Source organism: Shimia marina, assembly GCF_001458175.1.
GTDB lineage: Bacteria > Pseudomonadota > Alphaproteobacteria > Rhodobacterales > Rhodobacteraceae > Shimia > Shimia marina.
The window spans coordinates 570,631-594,940 of record NZ_CYPW01000006.1; the positions used below are offsets into that span (position 1 = coordinate 570,631).

Below are 24,310 nucleotides of genomic sequence, written 5' to 3' on the forward strand. Positions count from 1 at the left end.
CGGTTATCTGCTGTTGAGGATATCACGGTGATAGCGCTTCACCAAAACAATACCCAAGAACAATGTGACAATGCCAACGGTTAAAACAAATGTGATGTTTACAAATTCGGTTCGGTATGTGGGATAGAAACCCGTCCGCATGAGCGACACGACATGGGCAACCGGGTTCCACCACAGAATATCCTGAACCACGGGGGGCAGATCATCGATGAGAAAGAAAATCCCGGATGCAATGAAAAGCGGTCGATTCAAGATGCTCCAGACTTGCGCCCAAACGGGAAACAGCCCAAAAATTGCACAGTTGAGCACCCCAACGCCTGTTCCTAGCAACATCGACAGCAGGACTGATACGACAATGGGGTTAAATTCCAAGATCACGCGGGTTTTTGTTACCAAAAGAATGCCCGCAACCAGAATAAACATGACCATGAGTTGGGTCAGAGCAGTCAGTATGAAACGGGCGATGATCGCATCGGCCCAAGTGACCGCTGGATATTGGAGCAGCGCTTTGGAAAAAAAAAGGCTGCGCATCACATTTCCGGAAAGCATATTATAAAGGCTAAATGGCAGCACACCCGTGGCGTAGAAAAGCAGAAAACTGTTGCCCAGAGCCGGGGTGCGCATCACCAGAGAAAATCCGAGTGAGAGAAGCAGAATACCGCCCAAAGGTTCCATGATCGCCCAAACATATCCGCCTGGTGACCTTCCATAGCGCGTCGACATTTCACGCAGAATCAGAGCGGAAATGGCGCGAAAAGATGCAAAGCTGCGTTTTACGCCTTGAGCGGGTTTTTGCACCTGAGACAGGGATTGGGCTTGGTCAGCGGGCATGTGAAAACATTCCTGTGCTGGCATCTGGAAAATGCAGTATGTAAGTAACGTACATAAATTTGAATAGTCATTCTTTAGAAAGCACATAATGGCAGACGGGTCCAAAGGCAAAGAGCAAAAGCGCGCTGCACAAGGGGTCGAAGGAGCCTCTAACCCTGAGCGCCTTCAAACCGATGAAAAATCAGACGGTGCAGTATCGCGACCGAATGCAACTTCCAAGCAACAGGGTGGTCAAAACCCGCATACCGCAAAACAGACTTGGCAAAAGCCGGCCCAAAATGCACAGAAGCCTCAACAAGCTGGTGCAAACAAGCCGAGGCCGCAGGGGCAGCACTCAGGTCAGGCCAAACAGGGACAATGGGCCAAAAAACAACAAGCGGCTTCTCAGGTAGTCACGCCTCAAAAGGTAGAGCAGCCCAAGCAAAAAGAACAGGCAAAGTCCTACCCATACGCCGAAGCGGCTGGGTTGAAGCGGCGTCACTTTGGGTTGATAGTTTCTTTTTTCTTATTGGTTTTCCTGCCTTTGGCTGTAACGGTTTACTACCTTTGGGGCATTGCAGAAGATCAATATAGCTCGGTGACAGGTTTCACCGTGCGTCAGGAAGAATCCGCAGGGGCGCAGGAACTTTTGGGCGGGCTTGCGCAAATTGCCAGCACGTCAAGCTCGCGCGATGGTGATATCCTCTATGAGTTTATTCTGAGCCAGAGCATGGTGCGCAGTGTCGAGGAAAGGGTCGGTTTACGCGAACACTATTCTATGTATTGGGAAACGGACCCGGTGTTCTCCCTTTGGCCAGATGCCAGCATTGAAGATCTCGAATGGTTCTGGCAGCGGATCGTCAAAATTTCCTACAACAGCAGCTCCGGTCTGATTGAGCTGCAGGTGCTCGCATTTGATCCGGAGACGGCCCATGCAATTGCCTCTGTGATTGTCGATGAAAGTCAGTTGATGATCAATGCTCTCAACAATCAGGCGCGCGAAGATGCCATGCGCTATGCGCGGCGTGATCTTGATGAAGCTGTTGAGCGTTTGAAACAGGCGCGTGAAGCCATCAATGCGTTCCGTACGCGGACCCGCATCGTTGATCCGGATACCGATATCGAAGGCCGCATGGGCGTGCTCAACAATCTGCAACAGCAGCTCGCAGAGGCGCTCATCGAATATGATCTGGTACGTCAGACAGCCAAGGTGACGGATCCGCGTTTGGTGCAGGCCCAACGTCGCATTGAAGTCATTCAGCAGCGGATCAAGCTTGAGCGCGAGGCTTTTGCATCCGCGTCCATTGAAACGGGGGCCGGTGAGGAAGACTACCCTGATCTGATTGCAGAATATGAGGGTTTGGTTGTGGATCGTGAGTTCTCAGAAGAGACCTACCGCGCCGCGCTTGGGGCCGTTGACGTGGCGCGTGCCAAAGCAGAACGCCAGAGCCGGTACCTTGCGACTTACATCCAACCCACCATGGCAGAGACCAGTGAATATCCGCGTCGTGCCGTTATCGTCGCGCTTGTAGCTCTGTTCCTCACTCTGAGTTGGGGTGTCATGGCATTGGTTTACTATGCCATTCGTGATCGCAGCTGAGAGATGTGAAACATGCTGAGGTTTGAACATCTTTCCAAAAGCTTCGACGTGCGTGGCGTTAGGAACATTGTGATCGACGACTTGAATATGGAGTTGCCTAGCGGATGTGCTCTGGCGCTTCTGGGCCGCAATGGTGCGGGCAAATCCACGCTTCTGCAAATCATAGCAGGGACACTGCGGCCAACATCTGGGCGTGTCGTGAGCGATGGGTCCATTTCCTGGCCTGTGGGTTTTGGTGGCTCGTTTCATGGAGAACTTACCGGCGCGCAAAATGTGCGATTCATTGCGCGTATTTACGGTGTGGACACGGATACTCTGGTGGAATTTGTTGATGACTTCGCCGAGCTGGGTGGACAGTTTCACATGCCGGTGCGGACCTATTCATCGGGCATGCGATCGCGTTTGACCTTTGGGGCATCGATGGGAATTCAGTTTGATACCTATCTGGTCGATGAGGTCACTGCCGTTGGGGATGCGGCGTTTCGGGCCAAAAGCCGGGAGGTGTTTGTCGAGCGTATGAAACACTCTAGCGCCATTATGGTCAGTCATGAAATGGGGCAGGTCCGCCAGTTTTGTGATCGTGGCCTCGTGCTGAACAACGGACAGTTGCAGTATTTTGAAGATGTAGAGGAGGCGATTGACGTGCACCTCGACCTGGTGAAACAGGCGCGCGCCGGATTTAAGGGGCGTTAAAGACCTAGGGGACTGTGTGGTGGTGTTTCGGGCTATTTGAAACCTCAGTGTGCAGTGAGCCCGATTTTTTTGAGTTTAAGACATACTGGGAACGACATTTGAAAATTCTGTATTACAATTGGGTCGATTACCTCGATCAGGAAAAGCGCGGCGGCGGGGTGACCGTCTATCAAGCTAATCTGATGTCGTCTCTCAAGCAGAATTGCGAGGTGCATGAGGTCTTTCTGAGCGCGGGTATTTCTTATGATCTGTTCGGAGGGAAACCGCGCTGGGAGGCGACGCAGACAGGCCCTTCTGATACGCGCCGGTATGATCTGATCAACTCCGGTGTTTTGGCACCCAGCCATCATTCTTTTGGCGACCCTGCACAGGTGGATCACGAGGCCACAACGGCGGCCTTCATAGATTTTGTGAATGCAACCGGGCCTTATGATGTGATCCATTTCAACAATCTTGAGGGTGTCCCTGCCTCTGTGTTGAAGATCAAGGAAATCTGGCCTCAGACGCGCATCATACTATCGCTTCACAACTATTACTTTGCCTGCCCACAGGTGAATCTGTGGCATCAGGAGCGTGAAACCTGTGAGGACTTTAATGCAGGGATGAAGTGTGCAGATTGTCTTCATGGGCAGCACAATCCCAGGCATTTGCGCATTGCGAATGGGTTATCTTATCGGCTCAAGAAAGCGGGTCTGCACCCTGACAGTTGGACGTTCAAGTTTTGTTTTACCTGGACCATGCGGTTGGCGCGGCGCGCGGTACGTGTGCTGCGCACGGTGCGCGGTTTGGGAAAATCGACGTCTCTTAAGCTTGAGCCCCCCCATGAAACTGCACAGGGCTTTGTGGAGCGGCGATCTCGGTTCATTGCCCTGATCAATGCACATTGTGACAGGGTGCTCTGTGTGTCCGATGCGGTGTCAGATTTGGCAAAACACTATGGAATTGCGCCACACCTGGTGCATACAAACTATATTGGCACCCGTGAAGCGCAGGAGTTTCAACGTACCAAACCCCACTCTGGCCCTGTTGCCACAGATGGTGGGCTGACGCTGGCGTATCTTGGCTACATGCGTCGGGACAAGGGGTTTTACTTTCTGTTGTCCGCGCTGGAAAACCTGCCCAAAGAGACGGCACAGCGCATTCATCTGACCGTTGCGGCACGGCGCGGTGATGCGGAAACCATGCAGCGTTTACAGGCGCTGCAAACCCATCTCGCAGAGGTCACCCATATGGATGGCTATCATCATGATGATCTCGATACGCTTTTGGAAAAAGTGGATGTGGGGGTGATCCCGGTGCTGTGGCACGATAATTTGCCCCAAGTCGCGATTGAAATGCACGCGCGCCACATCCCCCTTTTGACCTCCCATATGGGTGGTGCCAAAGAGCTCGCAAATTGCCCGGACATGGTCTTTGAGGCCGGAAATGAAGCGCAGTTTCAGGACCGTTTGACCGCGCTCTTGGAGGGGCGGGTCGACATGGACGCCTATTGGCGCTCTGCCATGGCGCCCAAAGACATGGCCAGCCATATGAAAGAACTGTTTGCGCACTACCAAAAGGACGCGTCATAAACGCGCCCTTTGGTTCATGGATCAAGCCGCTCTTTGACGAAGTCAATATCTGTCCAATGCGCAGAGGTATGAGCGTCATAGATGATGCTGCGTCCCTCAGAGGCCAGCGCAAGGTATTTGCGGTATTCTTCCGCGTCGTTGAAATGCTGTCGCCGGGCGACTTCGGTTTTGGCCTTGCGCCGAAAATCGGCGTTGTATTTGAAGTGCGCAAAAATCAGCTCGCGTTCCGACAATTTGGCATCCCCCACATAGTGCAGCCCGGCCGACAGGCGCATCCAGGGCTGGTATTTCAGCAAGGCCAGTTTCTGCGCCACAAAAAGATTTGGGCGTGACCCCGGAATGAGCCGGTGCCGCAGGGCGCTGGTCCATGTCGGACGGTCCGAGTAGGGGCCATAGGCTGGCATGTTGGTCAAAAACGGGGTGCGGTCTGAATACCCGGCTTCCTCAAAAGGGTCTGTTTTGAATGTTGCACCTTCCAACGGGCCTTTGGGATACATGTCGAGCATAAAAATTCGCGCGGCTTCCGCCTCCGCGAACTCAGGCCGCGCCACCAGCGCAGGCAGGGTTTCTGTCTGCGTTTTCTGCCAGACCAGAAGCTCATCCGCATCCGCCACAATCGACCATTTGCCAACGCGGAACTCTGCCAACATGGCTTGTTGCCAAGCCACGCCATAGCGGGACAGCCGATAATCCGTATCCACAGAGAACACACTCACATCTGGCTGTGCGGCCAGATATTCAAGCGTCCCATCGTCAGAGCAATTGTCCGCAATCAAAAAGGCGCCCACGCCCAGTTTGCGGTAATGCGCCAGAAACTGCGGCAGCATGAACATTTCGTTGCGCATACAGGCCACAAGCGCCACCTCTGCGTTGCGTGCCCCTTCCAGTCTTTGTTCGTCTGTAACCAGTTCAAGCGCATTGCTCTGGTAGCCCAGCTGGATCTCCTGATAGGCAGGCCAGATCTTCTTGGGGGTGAGTGTGGCCTTGTTAAGCTGTGCAATGGCCTCCTGCTGGCCCAGATGCGTGTCCATATGCACCAAATGCACCGGCGCGCTTAGGCTGGCATCAAAGCTATTTTGCCACGATGCAACAGGGATGGCATCTTTATGGGTACGACGGCGCACCGTGACCGCATAATCTTCTTCAACCACCTCAATGCCGCGCTGGGCCAGAAGATCGCCAAGCATCTTGTCTTCCATGAAAGACACTTGAATCAACTGTTGCCCCTCTGGGGAGGCCGCCGCATCAAGTGCCGCAGCCATCGCGGTGCGGCTCAGGGTGTAGCCCGATCCGCCATCTGCATAGCTTGAAGGTTCCGGGGACTTGTCCAGATCCATTTTGCCGCGTGCAGAGGCGGATTTGGCCTGATGCCAAACGCGGTCCAGCTGCCCAATACTGCGGGTCAGCCGACGTCCGAAATAGTCAAATTTGCGATAACTCAGAGAGTGGAAAAACAACGGCGCATTCATGAAGCAGTCATCGTCGATTTTCAGCATATGCGTGAAATCGGTATTGTCATGTACCCAACGAATTGTGGCCAGTGTCTTCTGTGGCAGACCTTCGTAATCATCTGGTGCATCCAGATGCACGACGTCACCGATCTGAGATCCGTCTCCATCTCCAACCACCACCACATAGGGCACGCCCAGTGCTTCAAGCAGGCTGAGCCAGCCTGCGCGCAGAGCCGGAATGCGTGTGTCCAGATAGGGTTTGCAGGAAAACACAGTGACAATTGTGTCAAACAGTGGATTGACGGCAAAATCTGTCCTGGCTGTGCCACTTTGTAGCGGTCTGGGCATGTCCAGAAGCGCAAGCAGCGGGGCCAGAATGCTGGCATCCACGGCGCTCTTGGCCAGTGTTGTCACGGCCATCTGCACGGCTGGTGCCGTTTTGAGCGCCATGCGCCGATCCCAATCAAGCATCTCAAAACGCCATTTGATCTGCTCGAGGATCTGGCCAATCTCTTTTTGCCTTAAGGGGTGAGGGACAAAGCCTGTGATCAATGCGATCCATACCGCAAAGCCAAGAAAGCCAGAGCGTTCGCCAGAAAGCTGATGGCATTGCGCCATAAGGTTCTGAAAGGTCTCAGGATCGATGGTATCTGCGGGCGCCGCCAACAGCGTGGCTGCGTTGCGTGCGGCATCCCGCTGCAAGCACAGATAAGGGGTTTTGATCTGATCTGTTGTCAGGCTGGGCAGATGGTGGGCCACGAGGTCAGAGACCGCCTTTGAGACCGGTTTGCTTTGTGGCGCAGCCATATATCGAATGGCGGCTTTTGCGGCCTCTCCATGCACGGCAACGAAGTCTGACAGACTGGGGGCAGTCTGCTCCGAGAGCGGCATGCCCGCAGGGCCAAAGATCTCCCTCCGTGTGCGAACTGCGTCGCGACACCCAACCTGTTGAAAGAACTGTAGGGCGTCATGTGCCAGCTCAGGCGCAGTTTGGTGGGCAACCACATCGGCAAATTTTTCACGTGCAACCTGAAGTTCTGCTGGCAGATCCGGAATTTCAGAAGAGGGCAGGTAGGCCCAAAACTGTCGAGACAGACCGTAGTTGCGCAGACAGAACCAGATGATGTCCTGTCGCAGATAGTCTGGTGCCAGCCCCATGTTGAAAACCAGCTGTGCAGCCGAATAGGTCAGCTCTTTACAATGGGCACGCTCCCAATAGTCGGCAGTGCGTTTGTCCACAAACTCCATGAAGGCATAGAGGATGTTTTCACGATCGGTTTCCGCCATATAAGTGGCCATCAGAGCCTGCCGCACCACCCAAGCAATTGTAGGTGTGACAATCCATTGATCTGTGGGTGTTGTCAGCGACCAGAAACAATTCCGAAGCGCTTCGATGTCGTTCTGCACAAACAGGAATGGCAAGATGGCCGAGTCGTTCCATGCATGGCCATTACCTTCATAGGGCGCCGTGCCTTTGGCCTTGGCGATGGCGTGGAAGGCGTGAAAATCCTGACCTTGGCGGGTAAAGAACTCCCCAAGTGCCAGTGTCACCTGTTGAGTGGCTTCCCATGACAGCGACATTTGCTCATAGACAGAGAGCGGGTCTTCTGGCGGGATTGCGGCTTGGCTTTTTGTGAAGAGGGCCAAAGCGGCTTCAAATTCCCGCACAACCGGGTCGATGTCTTCTGCCTGCAGGGTTGCGCTGGCGGTTTCATCCGTCGGGGTGTCTGTGACCGTGTCGTCCTCATCGGCGTCATCCGCGAGGAATCCGTCCAATTGGTAGAAACTGGTGCGATCTTGCAAGATCTCCTGCGCTTGCCCTGACAGCAGCGCGAACAAATCGCCATGGCGCACGTGTTCGATGGCGGTGAAAAGCGCGGCGCTATCTGCGTGGCTCGGATGCAGGGCCATCATCGCAGAAATACGGGCCGCCATCTGCGCGCGCGTGATATTGAGCGCTGCGCCAAGCGCTTGGCCACTCTGATCTTGCACTTGCAGAGACAGTGCAGCGTGTTCTTCTTCGGGAACATGCCGCCACAGACGGCCGGGCAGCAATGCCTGCAGGGCATCATGATCGTCTGCGGTATGTACCTCTGTTGCAGGCAATGTGTTTCCAGATGTCAGATCGACAACCTTGTGATCTTTGGTGGCATAGCCTGCCACCAGAACCAGCCTGCCATCCAGTGCGAGATCTTTCTGCGGCTGTTGTGGCAAGATCAGTTCCGGACGGATGTCACCCTGCAGATCAACTTGGCGAATGGATGTGATGTCGCCGATGCCTGTTGGTTTTCCGGATGGCGCAACATCGAAAGCAAAGATCTCTGCGCCATCCAAAAGCACGCGTACTTTGCGCTCAGACAGCAGGATTTCAACCGAACACCCTTCTTTTGCAAGCGTGACAGGTTCACGGGTTTCGGTCCCCCAGCCGTCATTGCCGAAGGCGTTACAAACAATCAGCTGTTCTTCAAATCGCAGCGAGACGTGGAACGGTATCAGAACACGATCCCCGGCATAGAGGGAGATGTTCGCATAGGGAGTATTGCGGAAGTCAGCAAAGTAGCGAAACGCGGCTGCGTCTTGCAGCGGGAAAACCAGCATGGATTTCGTTTCATGCATGTTGGACAGCTGTCCGGCGGCGGCGTCCAGTTCCGCCTGCCTTTCCGCCAGAGAGCGGTTGCGCGGGCGCCCCATCACACGCCCAGCCAGCCCAACGGGGTCCATCAACAGCGCAGATCCCGGACCAAAAGCGGAATCAAATCCGGCAATCTGCGGCGTGGGGCCACTCAATCCTCTGAGACTGGCCCCGAGAGAGGCACGCCCCAAGGCGATGGCTTTGTTGAGTTTGTTTCGAGGTGCCAGCGACTGTCGCTCAGCCCGCATGGCACGGTCATACAGCAGGCGCTCCCATCCTTCAGGCAGCTGATCTTTCACGTTCTCGGAAAGCGCTTTGATCATCGCATCATGACCGGGGCCCACAGCGCCGCCATCATGCGGCACTTCTGGTACTTCTATGTCACCGCGACTGCTATAAATCACATGTTTCGCCGCAAGCGCTGCATTGAGGCAGAGCGCCCAGGAGGGTCTGGCACCTTTTGTGAATGCAACGCCCTGCTCTGCAAGAAGCGCGCGGCTGAAAATACGCGCCGAGGTTTCGGGTGCCATGGATAGGGCAATTTGCGGAGACATTTTTAGTGTGCCGCTTTGGGGTACGTCACCCGCAAAGGGGCGCATATCATTGAAGCCATTGTGATAAACAACGGCTTCATTTGGCGCATCGGGGCAGATATTGAAGGCTGACACACCCATATCTGCATTGGCACGCAACATGTGCTCTACCCGTTGAAACAACATGAATCGCTCAAAACGCACACCGGGGCGCATCAGAATGACGAAGTGTCCTTTTAGGTGCGACCAAAGTTCTCCCTGCCGCAGCAGTGTTGAGGGCAGAACACTCAGGTTTGCATGAGTCCGGGCATAGTTTTGCGCATGTGCAGTGTCCGATCTGCCTTCACAGAGCAAGACGATCTCCATCGCGGGGCCAATTTGAGCCGTTAGGCAGTTCAATGTCTGCTGAAATTGCGCATCCAATGTGCGGCGATAGGGAATACAGACGCTGAGAGGGGTGTCGCCTGCGATCTCAAGCGCCCAACTGCGCCAGATCTCCGGGTCCCAATGCGCAGAGAAGGTGATGCCCTGTTCCTGCATGAACTCCGCAGAGGCCTGTGCGAAACGGCTCCGTCGTTCCGGATCACGAATGGCAAGGCTGCGTTCAAATGTCAGGCGGGTTGTGAGGCGCGCAAAGGCTGTGTCTGCGTCAGGCCGTGCCGTTGCGCGCATGACATCGCGCAGGCCTCTTAGCACATCAAACTGTTCAAAAACGCGTTCGCTGTCGGTTGTGGTGATCTGACCATCACGTCCCCGCGTTTGCAAATACAACGGCTCTGGCACATGTAGCAGATGATCTGTGCGCGCCGCCACCTGCTGGAAAAATTGGTGATCTTCAAACCAGGTGCCTTCAACGAACCGCAGCCCGTCAATCAGCGTCTTGCGGTAGATTTTGTTCCAAGCCGAGGGGAAATGCCGGATGACGTCGGTCCAGCTATCCAAAGGATACCGCCGGGCGCCGGCTGCACTATCCGGTACCTTGGCACCATGGATGGCCGAATGCAGCTCCCCCAAACCATCCGGATGACAGGACTGTATCGCACAGGCGACCCAATCACTTTTGCTCTCCTGCAAAGCACCCAGCATCACCTCCAGAAAGTCTGGCGCCACACGGTCATCACTGTCAACGAACCCAATGTATTCGCCTTTTGCATGATCCAGACCGGCGTTTCTGGCGCCAGAAAGCCCCAGATTGGCTTGGCGAAAGAAATGAAAGCGCGCGTCACTCTGGCAAAACTTTGCAGCAATATCGCCGCTTTCATCTGTTGAGCCATCGTCAATCACGAGCACTTCGATGTCTGTCCAAGTCTGCGCTTGCAGGCTCTCCAAACAGGAGAGGACATGGGCACTTACATTATAAACGGGCACAATGATGGATACTGTCGGGAGGCGTTCAGTTGTTTCAGTCATTTCAATAAGTGAAAAAATTGCAATGTGGGTTGGTCAGAGTTGTTTCTCACATCAGCCGCCACGTAAAGGGGCAGTCCATGATTTTGGCACCAAGATCCATTTTTTTTAAGAGATCGATTGGACGGTTTGCCACTCAAAGCTGCAACAAATGGCATTGCGCCGCACAATTGGGGGAAGTTGTTCTTTTCGAAAGCCATGAAGCACGTCGAAAGCTTGCTTGCGCATTAGGCCGATGTTACCTCACTCTCTAGAGTATTACTTCAAGGATAAATTTTGTGAGCGCCCCCTACATTATTTGGACCATGCAGCGCACCGGTGGCACAACTTTGGCTGCCCTGCTCAGTGAGCTGACCGAGCATCCGAAAATTGAGCATGAACCTTTCAACGTTGAGAGAGCGCTGGGTTGGGTGACCCGAAACTGGCGCGAAAAGCAGGATGCAGACTTGCTTCAGGCAGACTTGCGCAGAGCTTTGGAAGAGCGTCCGGTGATCAAACACTGCTATGAGCTCGTGCCCGAAGAGCTGAACAGTGCTCTGATGGTTTGCGCGACGGAGCTGGGCTATAAGCATGTGATCCTCGATCGCCGCGCAGAGCAGGATCGCATCTTGTCGCTTGAGTTGGCGAAACAGACCGGAGCCTGGGGCGGCAAAGGGGTACGTGGCACCTATGACCGCGTGGAAGCTGGTGACGTGAAGCTGCACGACATCGATACGAAAGCGGCCCTTGGACATATGGGCTATTGTCAGAAGCGTCGCCAGTTTCTGGCAACACAGTTTGCCAAAGGCGGCCAGAGCCCGTTTGTTGTCTATTTTGAAGATGTCTACAGCGATCCTGATGCGGGTCGCAAACGGGTTGGAGATTTGATCGCGTTCTTGGGAATTGTTCCATCGGAACATCCGAACTACGCTGCTCAGGTGGATGAAGCCTTGCTTAAGAAGGGTCAGAATTCAGCGCGAGTGATGGATTTGGTGCCCAATATCGAAGATGTGCGCGCCAAACTGATCGCGTCCCTTCAAGAAAAACAGTTTGAGTTTTCCACGCGTTGATACGACGCGAAGCTCCATGAGGATCTCCAAAGTTTGGTCACGGAACGTGTATTGCGTTCTGTGACGCGTGTCTTCTAAATTTGTTGAAGGTGTGGTGGGAGGTACGCAAAACGACAAAACAACTGGCTTTGCACCGACTTTCTCTCATGGATGCACAGCGCGCCTGCTGCGATGCTTGTTTCGAGGCTGACAAGCTTCTACAAAATTAGCATTTATGACGCGAAAGTAGAATTGATGAATATTTTGTTGGTGGGCGCTGGGCTCTCCGGGGCAGTGATCGGTCGTATTTTGGCGACTGCGGGGCATAAGATCACCATTGTCGAAAGCCGCTCCCACATTGCCGGAAACTGCCACACGGAAAGGTGTCAGCAGACCGGTGTGATGCTGCACAAATATGGGCCTCACATCTTTCACACCGACAATCAGCGGGTCTGGGATTACGTCAACAGTTTCGCGGTGTTCCGGCCATTCCGCAATCAGGTTAAAACGACAGTGGGAGAGGCGGTTTATTCCCTGCCCATCAATCTGCACACCATCAACCAGTTTTTTGGCCGGACCTTCCGTCCAGATGAAGCGCGCCACTTCATTGAAAACACGCAGGCAGATCTCACAATTACAGATCCCCAGAGTTTTGAAGAACAGGCGCTGCGCTTTGTGGGGCCTAAGCTCTATGAGGCGTTTTTTAAGGGGTACACGGAGAAGCAATGGGGCTGCGCGCCAACGCAATTGCCTGCTGCAATTCTCAAGCGTCTGCCGCTGCGTTTCAATTATGACGATAATTATTTTGCCCACCGCTTTCAGGGTATTCCAGAGGCCGGCTACACGGCGATGGTGCGCGCGATCCTGGATCACCCCAATATCGATGTGCATTTGAACACGCCGTTTTCCAAAGAGCAGGCGAGCCGCGTGGATCACATGTTTTGGTCGGGGCCTCTAGATGGATATTTCGATGAGAAACTGGGCCGTTTGGGATATCGCACATTGGATTTTGAGCGGTTTGATGCCGATGGGGATTGGCAGGGCTGTGCGGTGATGAACTACGGTGATCCTTCCGTATCCTTCACCCGCATCACGGAACACAAACATTTTGCGCCTTGGGAAACCCACGAGAAAACAGTGTGCTACAGAGAATTTTCGCGTGCCTGCGCACCGGGCGATATACCCTATTACCCGATCCGATTGGTGCAGGAAAAGGCGTTATTATTGGAGTATGAAGCGCTTGCACAAGCTGAGGAAGGCGTCACATTTGTGGGGCGCCTGGGCACCTATCGGTATTTGGATATGGACGTGACCATTGCTGAGGCCATGTCACATGCCAATGTATTCCTAACAGAAGGCGCGACCCGCCGGTCAGGCTGACACACAGGCTCAGGACCCATTGAGCGTTCCGCACTGGAGCGAAACATTAATGGCTTATCAGTCAGGTGTTGCCCGCGTTGACAGCTTTGACGCAAGCGCGCATTACAGCGTGGAAGAAAAGCGTAAGACACAAAGGCGTCTCTCATGAAAATTGCAATGATTGGCACGGGCTATGTCGGATTGGTTTCCGGTGTGTGCCTGTCTGACTTCGGACATGATGTTGTCTGTGTGGACAAGGATCCTGCCAAAATTGCCATGCTGGAGCAGGGGGAGGTGCCGATTTACGAACCCGGCCTGGATGTCCTGATGGCCAAAAATGTTGCGGCGGGTCGTTTGAGTTTCACACAGGATCTCGCGACCGCCATCGATGGTGCGCAGGCCGTGTTCATTGCCGTTGGAACCCCGACGCGGCGCGGTGATGGTCATGCCGATCTCACCTATGTAATGGCCGCCGCCGAGGAAATTGCCAGAGCGGCGAAAGACTATGTTGTGATCGTCACCAAATCCACGGTTCCTGTGGGCACCAATCGTCAGGTGAAGCAGGTGGTATATAAGGCCAATCCGTCCCTAGAGTTTGATGTGGCGTCCAACCCGGAATTTCTGCGTGAAGGCGCGGCGATTGACGACTTTATGAAGCCTGATCGCGTTGTGGTTGGGGTTCAAAACGACCGCGCAGCCGAAGTCATGAATGAAATCTATCGGCCGCTTTATCTGCGCGAGTTTCCTGTGGTGACCACGGATCTCGAAAGCGCGGAGATGATCAAATATGCCGCCAACGCGTTTTTGGCGACAAAAATCACCTTTATCAACGAGATTGCCGCGCTATGTGAAAAAGTCGGTGCGGATGTGAAACAGGTTTCCAAAGGCATGGGCATGGATGGGCGCATCGGGAATAAATTCCTGCATGCCGGCCCCGGATATGGGGGATCCTGTTTCCCGAAAGACACCAAGGCACTTGCCCGGATCGGTCAGGAGCACGCCACCCCCATGCAGATCACGGAAACCGTGATCTCTGTGAACGAAGAAATGAAACGGCGCATGATTGATAAGTTGCAGGATCTTTGTGGCGGATCTTTCAATGGCAAAACCATCGGAGTTTTGGGGGTGACTTTCAAACCCAACACCGATGACATGCGGGATGCGCCCTCTCTGACCCTTGTGCCAGCGCTTGTGGGTGGTGGGGCCAAGGTGCGTGTGACAGATCCTCAGGGGCGCCATGAAGGTGAAGCTTTGCTGCCCGGGGTGCAATGGGTCGAGGATGCGTATAAAGCCGCACAGAATGCCGACCTCCTGGTCATCCTGACCGAATGGAACGAGTTCCGCGCGCTGGACCTCAAAAAACTTGCACGCAAGATGCAGACTCCGCGCCTTGCCGATCTGCGCAACATCTATTCTGTACGTGACGCCAAGCGCGCAGGCTTTGAAGCCTATGACAGTATTGGGCGCAAAGGGTTTTCCTGAACTTAAAGGCATAGGCAGAATCACTATACCACAGGCGGAAGTTACGCCGCCTGTGCCACAAGAGGATGCTGTTGTTCCAAGATGCGCCTCTGTCTGCCCTACTGTTGGGCGTCAGGTGTCACTGAATAAAAAAATGCGCGGTCTGGTTATTGCTTTTGTAGTAGGTCTCAAGCTAGTTTGCTGCCGAATTTGTTCATCCTTTTTCGCGGTATATCGCGGGTATTGAATTTTACGAGTCTTGGCAGTCAGGGTGGCTTTTGCCTTGTTGTTGTCGGGAGATCGACATGCAAGGCATGTCTATTTGAGAAGTGTCCATGTCCCATCTTTGTGCGCAATCTCTGCTCAACACACTGATTCAGGTCAGATCTGCTGACTTGCCCAGGCGTTTGGAGAATGGCCAAAAACTTGGAGATGGCATCTATTTTACGTGGGATAGTATTGGCGGTTCCGTCGATATGTCCACAAGCCGAGACGATGACACTCTATTCAAAACGACGGCGAAAGTCACGGGAACGCCAGATTGGTTCAACCTCTGCTTGATACTGAGGCTAGGACAATTTCTCCCTGGCGATGTTCTGGGGCTGACACTTGATTGGAAGTGTTCTCAAACGGGGCAGCCGCAAATGCTTGTCAGAAGCTCCGCGCGCCAAGGTCAGTTTGACGACACCAAATGGCAGGAAGCCTTGCCTTGGGACGCCAAAAGGCGTGTCGTCACGCTGATGCATACTGTGGAAGATGCCGACGGCCTGACAGGGCACGATAAGTATCACACCATTATCATACCTCTCCCGACAGAGGATTTCACCCTAGAGATGTTTGATTTACAGTTCTTCGTCTCTCCAAGAGCCCGCGGTTTACGCAGTGCGCCAATCCGGCTATCAAAGTCTGTGTAGCGACAAGTTTTATACGTCCCGTTTGAGTTGATGTGCGCCCTTCTGGGCATTGTTTTTAGTAAAGATGTAGAATCGTAGGAATTTAATGTCACTCAATTCTCCGGACAGCCCAATTATGGACTACAAAATGTCTGCAAATTCAGTCTCACACGACACATTGCCCATCGTCATCCTGAAGACAGAAGCGGATGCCCTAGAGGTTGTGAATGCCTGCTTTGATGGCAAGGCCACCGTTTCTGAACAACAGCGATTTGACACTCTGGGCGCTGGGCTGAAATCGTTGCCCAAAGGCGCTGTTTTGGTGCCGTTGCGCACACCGAGCGCTGCGGTTGCCGCTTTGCTCTCGCAAGGTGTTTCTTTGCCTGAGGCGCTTGGTCAGTGGTACGATCAAGGATCTGAAATCCTCAAAAGCTTGAGAACGCGGCGGCGCGATGTTTCTCTGGTGTCGCTGGAAGCAATGCTGGCGGCAGATCCAGCCGTCGCGGACAATCTTCAATCGCGCTTTGATATTGCGCTAAAGCCCGCCAAAATCGCGCCTATGCAAGACAGCGATCTTTGGTTTGCTTCTATCGCAATTTCTCAGGACAAAGATCTGCAAGCGCTTGCTGACAGTCTGCTTGCCTTACTAATTGGGGCGCCGGAGCAGACTCAGGCCAGCCAGACGCATGCAATGTGGCAGCAGGTGTCGAACTGGCGCACGGCGGTTTCAGATTTGCAATCTCGTGTCGCACAGCTGGATGAAACCGCAAAGTCCGCACAACAAGAGCGTGCCCTGCTCAAAGACAACCTCGCAAAGCAAGTGGCGCAAACGTCACAGCACAGCGCCACGCTTGAGGCTGTGTCCAACGAAAAGAAACTTCTGCGGGAGAGCCTGGACAGCCATCTGAGCCAACTTGCGGAGACCACCTCCAGGGCGGAGGGCTTCAAAGGGGAGCGTGATCTCCTGCGGGAGAGCCTCTCAGCGCAATCCAAAGAAGTGGCCAAAATCACCACGGAGTCACAGGCGTTGAAAGCGGAGCGCGCGCTTTTGCGCGAAAGCCTTTCTGCGCAATCGGCAGAGGTTGCAAAGCTGACGGCCTCAATAAGCAATCTTGATGCGGAACGGTCATTGCTGCGCGAAAGCCTCGCGTCTCAAAGCGAAGAGGTCGCCAAACTCAGTGTATCCTTGAATGAGATCAAGCAGGAACGCGCGCTTTTGCGTGAAAATCTCGCGGGGCAGCTGGAGCAGCTTTCCGCGCGCAAACAGGCTGTTGACGTTTTGTCCGAAGAGATTGCGTTGTTGCGCGAAAGCCTTGCCGCTCAGGTGACACTGGTGGCACAAGCGCATGGTGAACTGAACGTGGTGTTGCAGGAACAGCAACTCCTGCGCAGCAGTCTGGCCGATCAACTTCAAATCACAGAGAAAAACACCCAAAAAATCGAAGGTCTGCGCAAGGAGCGTGGATTGCTACAAAAGACTGTTCAAACGCTGATGGTGGACATTCGTGCGCTTACTGAAAGCGTCACGGACAAGGAAACGCGATTGGCGGAAGCGCGTGTCAAACTGATGGAAATGCATGTTCTGAGAGCGGAAAACGAAGCACAAGATCGTCGCCTTATTCAGGCCGAAGAACAACGCAAAGCGCGCGAAGAAGTCCTTGGTCAGCATATGCTGGATCTGCAATCGCGCATCGTGCAGCAGTATAAACAAATAGATGCTCTTCAAGAGGAGTTGGAAGGCCATAAAACATGGTCTGAAGAAGAGATTGCTCGACGGGCGAAGGATGTCAGAGAAACCGGAGAGGCGCGTGACGCCGCCTTGGCGCAGGTGGTTGATCTGCAATCACGCACTAAGCAGCAGTACAAAGAGATTGACGCCCTGCATGAGGAACTGGAAGGCCACAAAAAATGGTCTGCCAGAGAGCTTTCTCGACGGGCGGAGGATGCCAAACAAACCGGAGAGGCGCGCGATGCCGCCTTGGGGCAAGCGATGCTGCAGCTTCAGGAGAGCTTCAACCGTCAGACCAAAGAACTCGAAGCGCTCGCGCAGGAGTTGGATCGTGTCTATGGGTCAAACTCTTGGCGCATCACCAGCCCAATCCGCGCTGTGCGTTCCAAGTTCATGAAAGGCGCTACTTGAGGGGCAGCCATTGGCTGGTCAACCCCGCGGGCGGTATCAATGAAAGGGCGAAAGTGAGCGCGTCTTTGGCCAAAAACTCTAGGATACCTGCACCTGCGTCCATCGTTCGCAGGCCCTATCTGTTTATTGATGCCCAGCATGGTCTGGGAAACCGCATGCGTGCGCTTGCCTCTGCGGCCTGTATTGCAGATGCGACAGAGCGGCAGTTGGTTGTGATCTGGCGCCGGGATCATCATTGTCAGGCTGATATGGTCGATGTATTTGACTATGCTGGTCCCGTTGTTGCCGATGACAGCGATGATGTGATGCGCGACAGCGCAGCCAAAGTGTACAATTACATGGAGATTGAGCCCGGCGCGCAGTTTCAGGAGCCGGTCCTGCCCGATTCGCAGCGGTTTGCATCGCAACATATCTACATCAGATCCGCCTATACGTTGAACAGCCCCTACTATTCTTGGGAGCATGAAGACCGCTTTTTACACGGGTTGCGTCCTTCACAACCGGTTCTGGACCTTCTGAACCAAGTGCCCTTTCCCTCCGATGTCTCGGCCCATATCCGTATGGCAACAGGCGATGGGTTTGATCACCTCAGTTGGGAAGCTCCCGAAAACTGGCCGGCGATCCGCCATGAGGAACTGAAGCTCTGGCGGGCGCAAAGCCATGTATCCGCATTCATTACACGGTTGGATGCTCTTGTGGCGGAGGGCGCGTGTGACAGCTTGTTTGTGGCCTGTGATCTTCCGGAAACTTACGTGACCCTTCAGGAGCGTTATGGAGACCGTCTGCGGAACCTCCCCAGAGATCTCTATGATCGCTCCTGCGCGCAGGCACAGTACGCTCTGGCTGACATGATGCTTCTGGCGCGGTCCAAGCGTTTCCTTGCCAGCAGCGGCAGTTCATTCTCCGATGTGGCACGCCGTCTTGCACCGCGGGGATGTCAGTTTGAACAAAGCGGCGTGGATTTCTGATGTCAGCCTTCGCACCGCAGAGCTTCCAAGAGATACAGCAGCTGTTTCACCTATGTGAACCCACCCGCGATTTGCATGGGTTTGTGCCTTTGCAGGATCTGTTTTCGGCCGCTCAAAGAGTCTTTGAGGCGCGGCCCGATGAGGCGGGTGACATCACGGCCATCGCCAAACAGCTGTGTTGTATCTTCAACAGCAGTGCCCCCGCGCAACATGAGATGAGACGGCTTGCACGCCAGACATGGCACGCACAAAGCAAACAGGCTGCCAATGTCCTTGCTTGGATGGCCCATCATGATCTGGCCTTGCCCTGTCCGACCACCTTGCCTCCCAGCCGCGGCCTTGCGCTTGAGGCTGACCTGCTGCACGACAGCGCTGCTTTTCTGACACAGACAAACGGGCTGTATCCTCTCAATGCAGCACAGCAACACCTTGGCTTTGACACGTCGTGGGTTCTGGACCGTCTGACCAAATCTCAGACCCGGTTTGAACAGTTTGCCAAGCAACGTCGCTCTGACACCGCCATTCTGGTGGGCAATGGACCATCTCTCAATGTAACCGACCTGGATGCACTGCAGGGGCAGGACGTGTTCATTTCCAACTATGCAACGCGCCATCAAGCTTTGTTTGAGGCCGCCCGCGGCGCGGCGGTGAGCAATATTCTGGTCGCAGAACAGGCCCCACATGTGTTTCAACTCGGCGCGCATTGGCGGTTCTTTCCTGTCTGGCTTGGCCATCTTCTGGGTGACAATGACAAAACCATCTGGTTGAACGCGCTGGGCGGCCCGATGTTCTTTTCTGAGGATCTTGCAAAGAAGGTTGCATGGCACGCAACCGTCTCATTTTTTTGGCTACAGATCCTTTATTGCGCGGGATATCGCAAAATTATCCTCATTGGAGTCGACAACAGCTATCGTCAGGACAAGACACTGAAGGAAGGCGACCTTGTGCAACAAACAACGCCTGATCTGAACCATTTTGACCCTACGTATTTTCAAGGCAAGATATGGCAGGCTGCGGATACGGATCACATGCAGGCCTCTTTCGAATTGGCCAAACAGATCTATGAAAAAGACGGACGTGAGATTGTAAACTGTACCGTTGGTGGCGCGTTGGAAGTCTTTCGTCGCGCGGATTTGAAGCAAGAATTGCAAGGGCACTAGACCAACGGGTGCCACCGTTTATTGTTACCCAAAGATTTTGAGAAAAAGCACTATGACAGAACAGACAAAAATCCCTGGCGCTCTTATTGTTCTCGGCCAGATTTCCGATAGTGCGGCCACGAACTTTCAGGCACATATGAATGGCTGGCCGGAGCAGATCATAGTGGTCTCTCCGCAAGCCAAAACCGTGGTGGAACAGGCGGGCCTTCCGGAATGGACCACCTTGATTGAGGCCCTTCCGGCCGCTGAAAGCGGTGATGTGACCCTCACAGAGTACACTTGGCCGGGGTTGTTTGGCACCGCGCGGCCCAAAGAGACGCTCAAAGCTTTGCTGCCTGGCCTGTCCGTGCGGGAAACCACCCAAATCTCGGCCACCGCAGCCCAAAAGCTGGTTTCCAGATTTGGTAAACTCATGGGGCCATTGCGTCTGTGGATGCACTTGCCCGGTGATGAAATCGCGGTGCTGCAAGGTTTGCACGCCGCCGGACTATTGTCTGATCTTGAACAAATCTCAATTTGTGCAGGCGGCGAAGCCTTTTTTGAAAATGCGGATCCGGCGCCGCACATTCAGAAATATCTGGAAGATGCCTTTTTTCAGCTCATGGAAACCGATGCGGAAGATCCGGATTGGCCTGTGCTCTGGCTGCGCCCCAATGTTTTGGCGGCGACATTGGCCGAGGTGCGATCAGAACTCTCTGCTTTGACGTCAAAGCAAGCCGAAACCCTCAAAGAAAACGCAGTGTTGCGTAAGCAGAGCAAGAAGCTTGAAGGCGATCTGAAGGCGAAGAGCAAATTGGCCACGGAGCGTCAACGCAAGATCACCTCGACGGAAAAAACTGTGCAACGTCTGAACGTGAAGATTGACGAGCATAAAACCCGCACGAAAACCACGGCGGCAACGCTCAAAGAGGTGTCCGTCCAACTGGACGAGCAACAGGCGCTGGGCAAGCAGCAGCACGCGGAAATTGCCGAACTGAAAAGCGCCAACAAAGATCTTGAGATCAGTGTCGACACATTGAAAAATAAGGTTTCGATCCTGCCACAGGAACTTGCAGCGCGGTTCAACGTGAAGCAGGCCGCTCTGCAAAAGCGTGTAGATGACCACAAAGCAAAGCTGGTGGCTCAAGAGGCGAAACTGCATGAAACAGAGAGCAGGGCCGACAGCGCAGACAAAGCGCTTGCAGAGTTGAAGAAAACCGCTGAGGCGGCACAGGTAACATCGGACAAGGCCATAAACGATCTTCAAAGAACGCTGAAAGAGCAAAAGACGAAGGCTGATCAGTCGGTCGCAGCGGCGCAAAAGCTTCTTACGGAAGAGAAAGAAAAACATGCAGCAACGCAGACTCAGATGCAGGCCAAGCAGAAAGATCTTGCCAGCCGTCTGGTGGCAGAAAAGTCTAAACTCGCAGCAACTGAGAAAGAGCTCAAGGCGCTGGATGAACTTGATGCACTGCGGTCTGAAATCGAAAAACAGAAAAAAACCATGAACCGCGTACGTCAGGCGGCGCAGGAGCGGCTTCAGACAACCGAGAAACGTCTGAAAGCAGCGCGGGACAGCGTACAGCAGGAATGTGATCTGCTGACGGAACAGCAGCAGAAGCTGCGGGCAGAGATCGACACACTGAAGCAAGCCAATACGGATCAGAAGGCCGCTAATACCGAGGCACTGAACCAGCAGAGCGCCCTGAAACGCGCGCGGGATGAGCTGCGTGATTCCGGTGATAAGCTGCAGAAAAAACTGGCAGTTGCAGAAGCCGCCTTATTGGCACAGCGCAAGAAGCTTGAAGGTCTCAAAGAAGTCGACACGTTGAACGCGAAGCTTGAGGCGCAGCGCAGCTCTGCTGAACAAGCACAGGCCGAGGCTGCTCAACAGATCGCGGAACTGAGAAAACAAGCCAAAGACGCACAGGAGGCGCTTGAGAAGCGCTGTGCCTTCCTGAAGTCGCAGTGGAACGAATCTAAAACTGAGACTGCGGCCGCAACCAAGAAGCTCGAGGATCTGAAGGAGATCCCGGAATTGAAGGAAAAGATCGAAGAGCATCTTTTGGACGTGCGTCAGGCCCAGCAGGCCACGCTTGAAAAAGCCCGCGAAATCGAGGCAATGCAGGTGACACAGGCGCAAGACCAAGAGCGTTACACTCGGTTGAACGCCGACTATCAGCTCGCGCGTCGAGACCTCACGCTTGTTCTGGAAAACCAGGGGCGGCTACAGGATGAGCTGGAGGACATGCGGGCCCGCTTTGGCGCGCTCTATGACGAAAAATCTGCGCTACAAGATCTGCTGGAACAGCTCACGCCTCAGCTTCAGGAAGCCGCCGCACATCTGCGCGACCGTGTCATCTCCTCTGACGGAGAGGACCCCCGCGTGTCCGCAGATGCCGACGATCTTGCCCATGGAGCATCCTGATGCCGCGCAAGTCCAAGAAGAAAGAGACTCGTGATCATGAGGCGCACGAAGCCCGCGCTTTGAGCAGCCTTGATAGTGCAGTGGCGCTGGTTGAACGATCAGGTCTGCCTGTGGCGGATGCCGCCCAAAAAGCCTCCTTGCCCAGCCTGCTCAGCCGTTGTGAAGCACAGGTGAAAGCCCTTCAGGCACAGAAAGCCTCTTATGTGCCACGCCTCCTTCGGGTCTTTCCCGGATTGGATCAGGCCCGCCCAGCATGGTGGCAAACCCAGTTGCCTTCCGTCTTGCCCGTGAAGACGAGCCAGCTTGGCGGAGACATTGATGTGGTGTCACCCGCGCTCCAGAAGCAGGTGTTGAGTGCGGCGGCTGGCAGTCTGGCCAAGGCCCTCCAGCGCGAAGGCCGCCCGCTTGTCGTCTTGGCCGAGGGGGGCGATGTTGCCCCAACTCTGGGAGGGGCCGCTCTGGTCTGCCATCCGTTGCGGGCTTATGCGCATCATTTGGGCACGACGCCAAACATGCCGTTGGCATTGGATCGGTTCTGCCAGAGCCTTTTCGAAGCTGTTGCATCATCCTCTGTCACGATCTTGAAGGCCGAAGAGCTCTTTGACCTCTCAGGACAGGGGGACGCTTCGTCCGTGCGGGATTTTCTGGGGGTACAGAGCCTGTGTAAAGCATTGGATCTGAAGGCGCCGAGATTGCCACCCAGATCCAGCAGCGCGGCTACGCCCAAATATCTGACGGCAGAAGAGGCACGGCGCGCGCTGGCTTGCGTGACGGATGCAGATCGCAAAGAGGGTGCCTATGCCTTGCTGTGCAAGGAGCTCAATTATGATGTGGAGTGGAGCGAAGCCGCGCAGCTCAGCAAAGCCGCCGCGGCACCGCTGGCCCTTGCGCCCCGACCTGCATCGTTTGCTATGTCTCTCCCCACGCGGTCCGAAGGCCTGCCTCAGGCTCTGGTCTCTGGATTTGTTGAACGGGCGCAGGGCATCTACGCTACGCTCGGGGCACAAAGCAACGCGCCTGAGTTTTCGTCGTTGGTGGCGGGCCTTGATCGGTGTCTGCAGGCCGGTGAGGAGGGATTTCCTGCTGCGTTTGACGCCATGGTTCATGCTTTGTCACCAGAGCATGCTGCCCTTAGCCATCTGCTGGCGGCAGCACATTTTCAGCGGCTTCCCGGACACAAAGAGACCAGCTTAAAGCATATTGCCAAGGCACAGGCCCTGCTCCCGGCCCACGCCCGGTGGTTGCGCGTTTTGGCGGCGTCTCTTCTGTCTGATCTGGGGTCATTGGGGGCTGCCATGCGCATGCTGATTGACGATGGTGTCCACTCTGATGTTTTGCCCGCAGCGCACAACGAGGGCCTCTCTGCCATTCTGTGTGATCTTTCCAGCGGAACATCCGTGGCGCAATCGCTTGAACCGGTGCGAACGATCCATCATTTCGCCTGCACCGGCGGCACTTTGATTTCCAAATGCATTGCCGGTTTGCCAGATACGGTGGTGTTCAGTGAAATTGACCCGCTTAGCGATATCTTGATGCCTTCAACCCGCTTTACCCCCACGGATCTCTTGCGGCCCTTGCGTCAGTCGCCGCTGCCTGTGGCGGATGAGGTGGTGGTCAAGAGCTTCCAGCGCACGTTGCGGACCATCCGCAATGAGCTTTTTAACAACGGTCAGAATCTCGTTCTGCGCGATCATGCGCATTCCTGCTTCTGCACACAGCAGGATCCAAATGCGCGGCCAACACTGCGGGAAATGGTTGCAGAAGAGCTGCCGGTTCTTTCCGTGGTCACGGTGCGCCACCCGCTTGATTCCTTTCTCTCGTTGGAAGCGGCTGGATGGGGGGCAAAGTTCCTCGAGCCTTTCACGCTCGAAGAATATGCGCGCCGCTATGTGACATTTCTGGAGCGCTACAAAGATGTGCCGGTGGTGCTTTACGAAGATTTTGTAAGCCAGCCACAGACAGCTTTGCGCAAGATCTGCGATGTTCTGAATTTGCCCTTTGCTCCTGATGCAATTGAAGGGCGGGAACAGGTTCACCTGAGCGGCGACAGCGGTCGACACACCAAAGACATCAGCACGCGCGCGCGTCGCAAAATATCCAAGCAGGTGGCAAGCCAACGTGAGAACAGCCAAGTCTACCACGATTTGTGCAGAAGATTCGGCTACACGCCCTAGGCTCCTTCGCAAGCGCAGCATTT

14 protein-coding genes are annotated in these 24,310 nt (G+C 54.5%); 12 read left to right on the forward strand and 2 right to left on the reverse strand.

What is annotated here, in order from left to right; translation table 11 throughout:
* Positions 1-3: 3 nt before the first annotated feature.
* On the reverse strand, positions 4-918 hold the full coding sequence (locus tag SHM7688_RS04620) for an ABC transporter permease (RefSeq protein WP_223229154.1): 915 nt from the start codon (positions 916-918) through the stop codon (positions 4-6).
* Between the two features lie 436 nt (positions 919-1,354).
* Here SHM7688_RS04620 and SHM7688_RS04625 point away from each other — a divergent pair, with 436 nt between their 5' ends.
* The 3 genes from SHM7688_RS04625 (at position 1,355) to SHM7688_RS04635 (ending at position 4,674) form a co-directional block, all read left to right on the forward strand.
* Positions 1,355-2,410, forward strand: a complete 1,056-nt coding sequence (locus tag SHM7688_RS04625) for a KpsE/RkpR family capsule polysaccharide export protein (protein ID WP_223229153.1) — start codon at positions 1,355-1,357, stop codon at positions 2,408-2,410.
* Positions 2,411-2,422: 12 nt separating this feature from the next.
* Positions 2,423-3,103 carry an ABC transporter ATP-binding protein gene (locus SHM7688_RS04630; RefSeq protein WP_058238801.1) on the forward strand — a complete coding sequence of 227 codons (681 nt, stop codon included), beginning with the start codon at positions 2,423-2,425 and terminating at the stop codon, positions 3,101-3,103.
* A 98-nt stretch (positions 3,104-3,201) separates the two neighbouring features.
* Positions 3,202-4,674, forward strand: a complete 1,473-nt coding sequence (locus tag SHM7688_RS04635; protein ID WP_144432483.1) for a glycosyltransferase family 4 protein — start codon at positions 3,202-3,204, stop codon at positions 4,672-4,674.
* A gap of 14 nt (positions 4,675-4,688) precedes the next feature.
* On the opposite strand, the gene SHM7688_RS04640 is transcribed toward SHM7688_RS04635, so the two are convergent.
* Positions 4,689-10,700 (reverse strand): glycosyltransferase, encoded by a 6,012-nt coding sequence (locus SHM7688_RS04640; protein WP_058238803.1) that lies wholly within the window; start codon positions 10,698-10,700, stop codon positions 4,689-4,691.
* 275 nt (positions 10,701-10,975) lie between these two features.
* Here SHM7688_RS04640 and SHM7688_RS04645 point away from each other — a divergent pair, with 275 nt between their 5' ends.
* The 9 genes from SHM7688_RS04645 to SHM7688_RS04685 all read left to right on the forward strand — a co-directional run bounded on the left by SHM7688_RS04645 (position 10,976) and on the right by SHM7688_RS04685 (position 24,287).
* Positions 10,976-11,746 carry a hypothetical protein gene (locus SHM7688_RS04645; RefSeq protein WP_058238804.1) on the forward strand — a complete coding sequence of 257 codons (771 nt, stop codon included), beginning with the start codon at positions 10,976-10,978 and terminating at the stop codon, positions 11,744-11,746.
* 234 nt (positions 11,747-11,980) lie between these two features.
* Positions 11,981-13,105, forward strand: coding sequence for a UDP-galactopyranose mutase (glf, locus tag SHM7688_RS04650; RefSeq protein ID WP_058239013.1), 1,125 nt, complete (start codon positions 11,981-11,983; stop codon positions 13,103-13,105).
* A 144-nt stretch (positions 13,106-13,249) separates the two neighbouring features.
* Entirely contained in the window at positions 13,250-14,566 is a 1,317-nt protein-coding gene (locus SHM7688_RS04655; RefSeq protein ID WP_058238805.1) for a UDP-glucose dehydrogenase family protein, read from the forward strand.
* Positions 14,567-14,880: 314 nt separating this feature from the next.
* Positions 14,881-15,459: a hypothetical protein gene (locus tag SHM7688_RS04660; RefSeq protein ID WP_058238806.1), complete on the forward strand. Its 579-nt coding sequence runs from the start codon at positions 14,881-14,883 to the stop codon at positions 15,457-15,459.
* 127 nt (positions 15,460-15,586) lie between these two features.
* A complete protein-coding gene (locus SHM7688_RS04665) occupies positions 15,587-17,578 on the forward strand; it encodes a coiled-coil domain-containing protein (protein ID WP_144432484.1) in 1,992 nt (663 codons plus the stop codon).
* Between the two features lie 155 nt (positions 17,579-17,733).
* Positions 17,734-18,546 carry an O-fucosyltransferase family protein gene (locus SHM7688_RS04670; protein ID WP_144432485.1) on the forward strand — a complete coding sequence of 271 codons (813 nt, stop codon included), beginning with the start codon at positions 17,734-17,736 and terminating at the stop codon, positions 18,544-18,546.
* Complete coding sequence (locus SHM7688_RS04675) at positions 18,546-19,706, forward strand: hypothetical protein (protein ID WP_058238809.1); 1,161 nt, start codon at positions 18,546-18,548, stop codon at positions 19,704-19,706. Before SHM7688_RS04670 ends, SHM7688_RS04675 begins: the two co-directional genes overlap by 1 nt.
* A gap of 52 nt (positions 19,707-19,758) precedes the next feature.
* On the forward strand, positions 19,759-22,113 hold the full coding sequence (locus SHM7688_RS04680; protein WP_058238810.1) for a coiled-coil domain-containing protein: 2,355 nt from the start codon (positions 19,759-19,761) through the stop codon (positions 22,111-22,113).
* On the forward strand, positions 22,113-24,287 hold the full coding sequence (locus tag SHM7688_RS04685; protein WP_058238811.1) for a sulfotransferase: 2,175 nt from the start codon (positions 22,113-22,115) through the stop codon (positions 24,285-24,287). Before SHM7688_RS04680 ends, SHM7688_RS04685 begins: the two co-directional genes overlap by 1 nt.
* The last annotated feature ends 23 nt before the right edge of the window (positions 24,288-24,310 follow it).

Coding starts and splice junctions, on each gene's coding strand:
- SHM7688_RS04660 (WP_058238806.1), top strand. CDS start 14,881: ATGTCCCATCTTTGTGCGCAATCTCTGCTCAACACACTGATTCAGGTC.
- SHM7688_RS04640 (WP_058238803.1), bottom strand. CDS start 10,700: ATGACTGAAACAACTGAACGCCTCCCGACAGTATCCATCATTGTGCCC.
- SHM7688_RS04680 (WP_058238810.1), top strand. CDS start 19,759: ATGACAGAACAGACAAAAATCCCTGGCGCTCTTATTGTTCTCGGCCAG.
- SHM7688_RS04675 (WP_058238809.1), top strand. CDS start 18,546: ATGTCAGCCTTCGCACCGCAGAGCTTCCAAGAGATACAGCAGCTGTTT.
- SHM7688_RS04630 (WP_058238801.1), top strand. CDS start 2,423: ATGCTGAGGTTTGAACATCTTTCCAAAAGCTTCGACGTGCGTGGCGTT.
- SHM7688_RS04670 (WP_144432485.1), top strand. CDS start 17,734: ATGCGTGCGCTTGCCTCTGCGGCCTGTATTGCAGATGCGACAGAGCGG.
- SHM7688_RS04685 (WP_058238811.1), top strand. CDS start 22,113: ATGCCGCGCAAGTCCAAGAAGAAAGAGACTCGTGATCATGAGGCGCAC.
- SHM7688_RS04655 (WP_058238805.1), top strand. CDS start 13,250: ATGAAAATTGCAATGATTGGCACGGGCTATGTCGGATTGGTTTCCGGT.
- SHM7688_RS04620 (WP_223229154.1), bottom strand. CDS start 918: ATGTGCTTTCTAAAGAATGACTATTCAAATTTATGTACGTTACTTACA.
- SHM7688_RS04665 (WP_144432484.1), top strand. CDS start 15,587: ATGTCTGCAAATTCAGTCTCACACGACACATTGCCCATCGTCATCCTG.
- glf (WP_058239013.1), top strand. CDS start 11,981: ATGAATATTTTGTTGGTGGGCGCTGGGCTCTCCGGGGCAGTGATCGGT.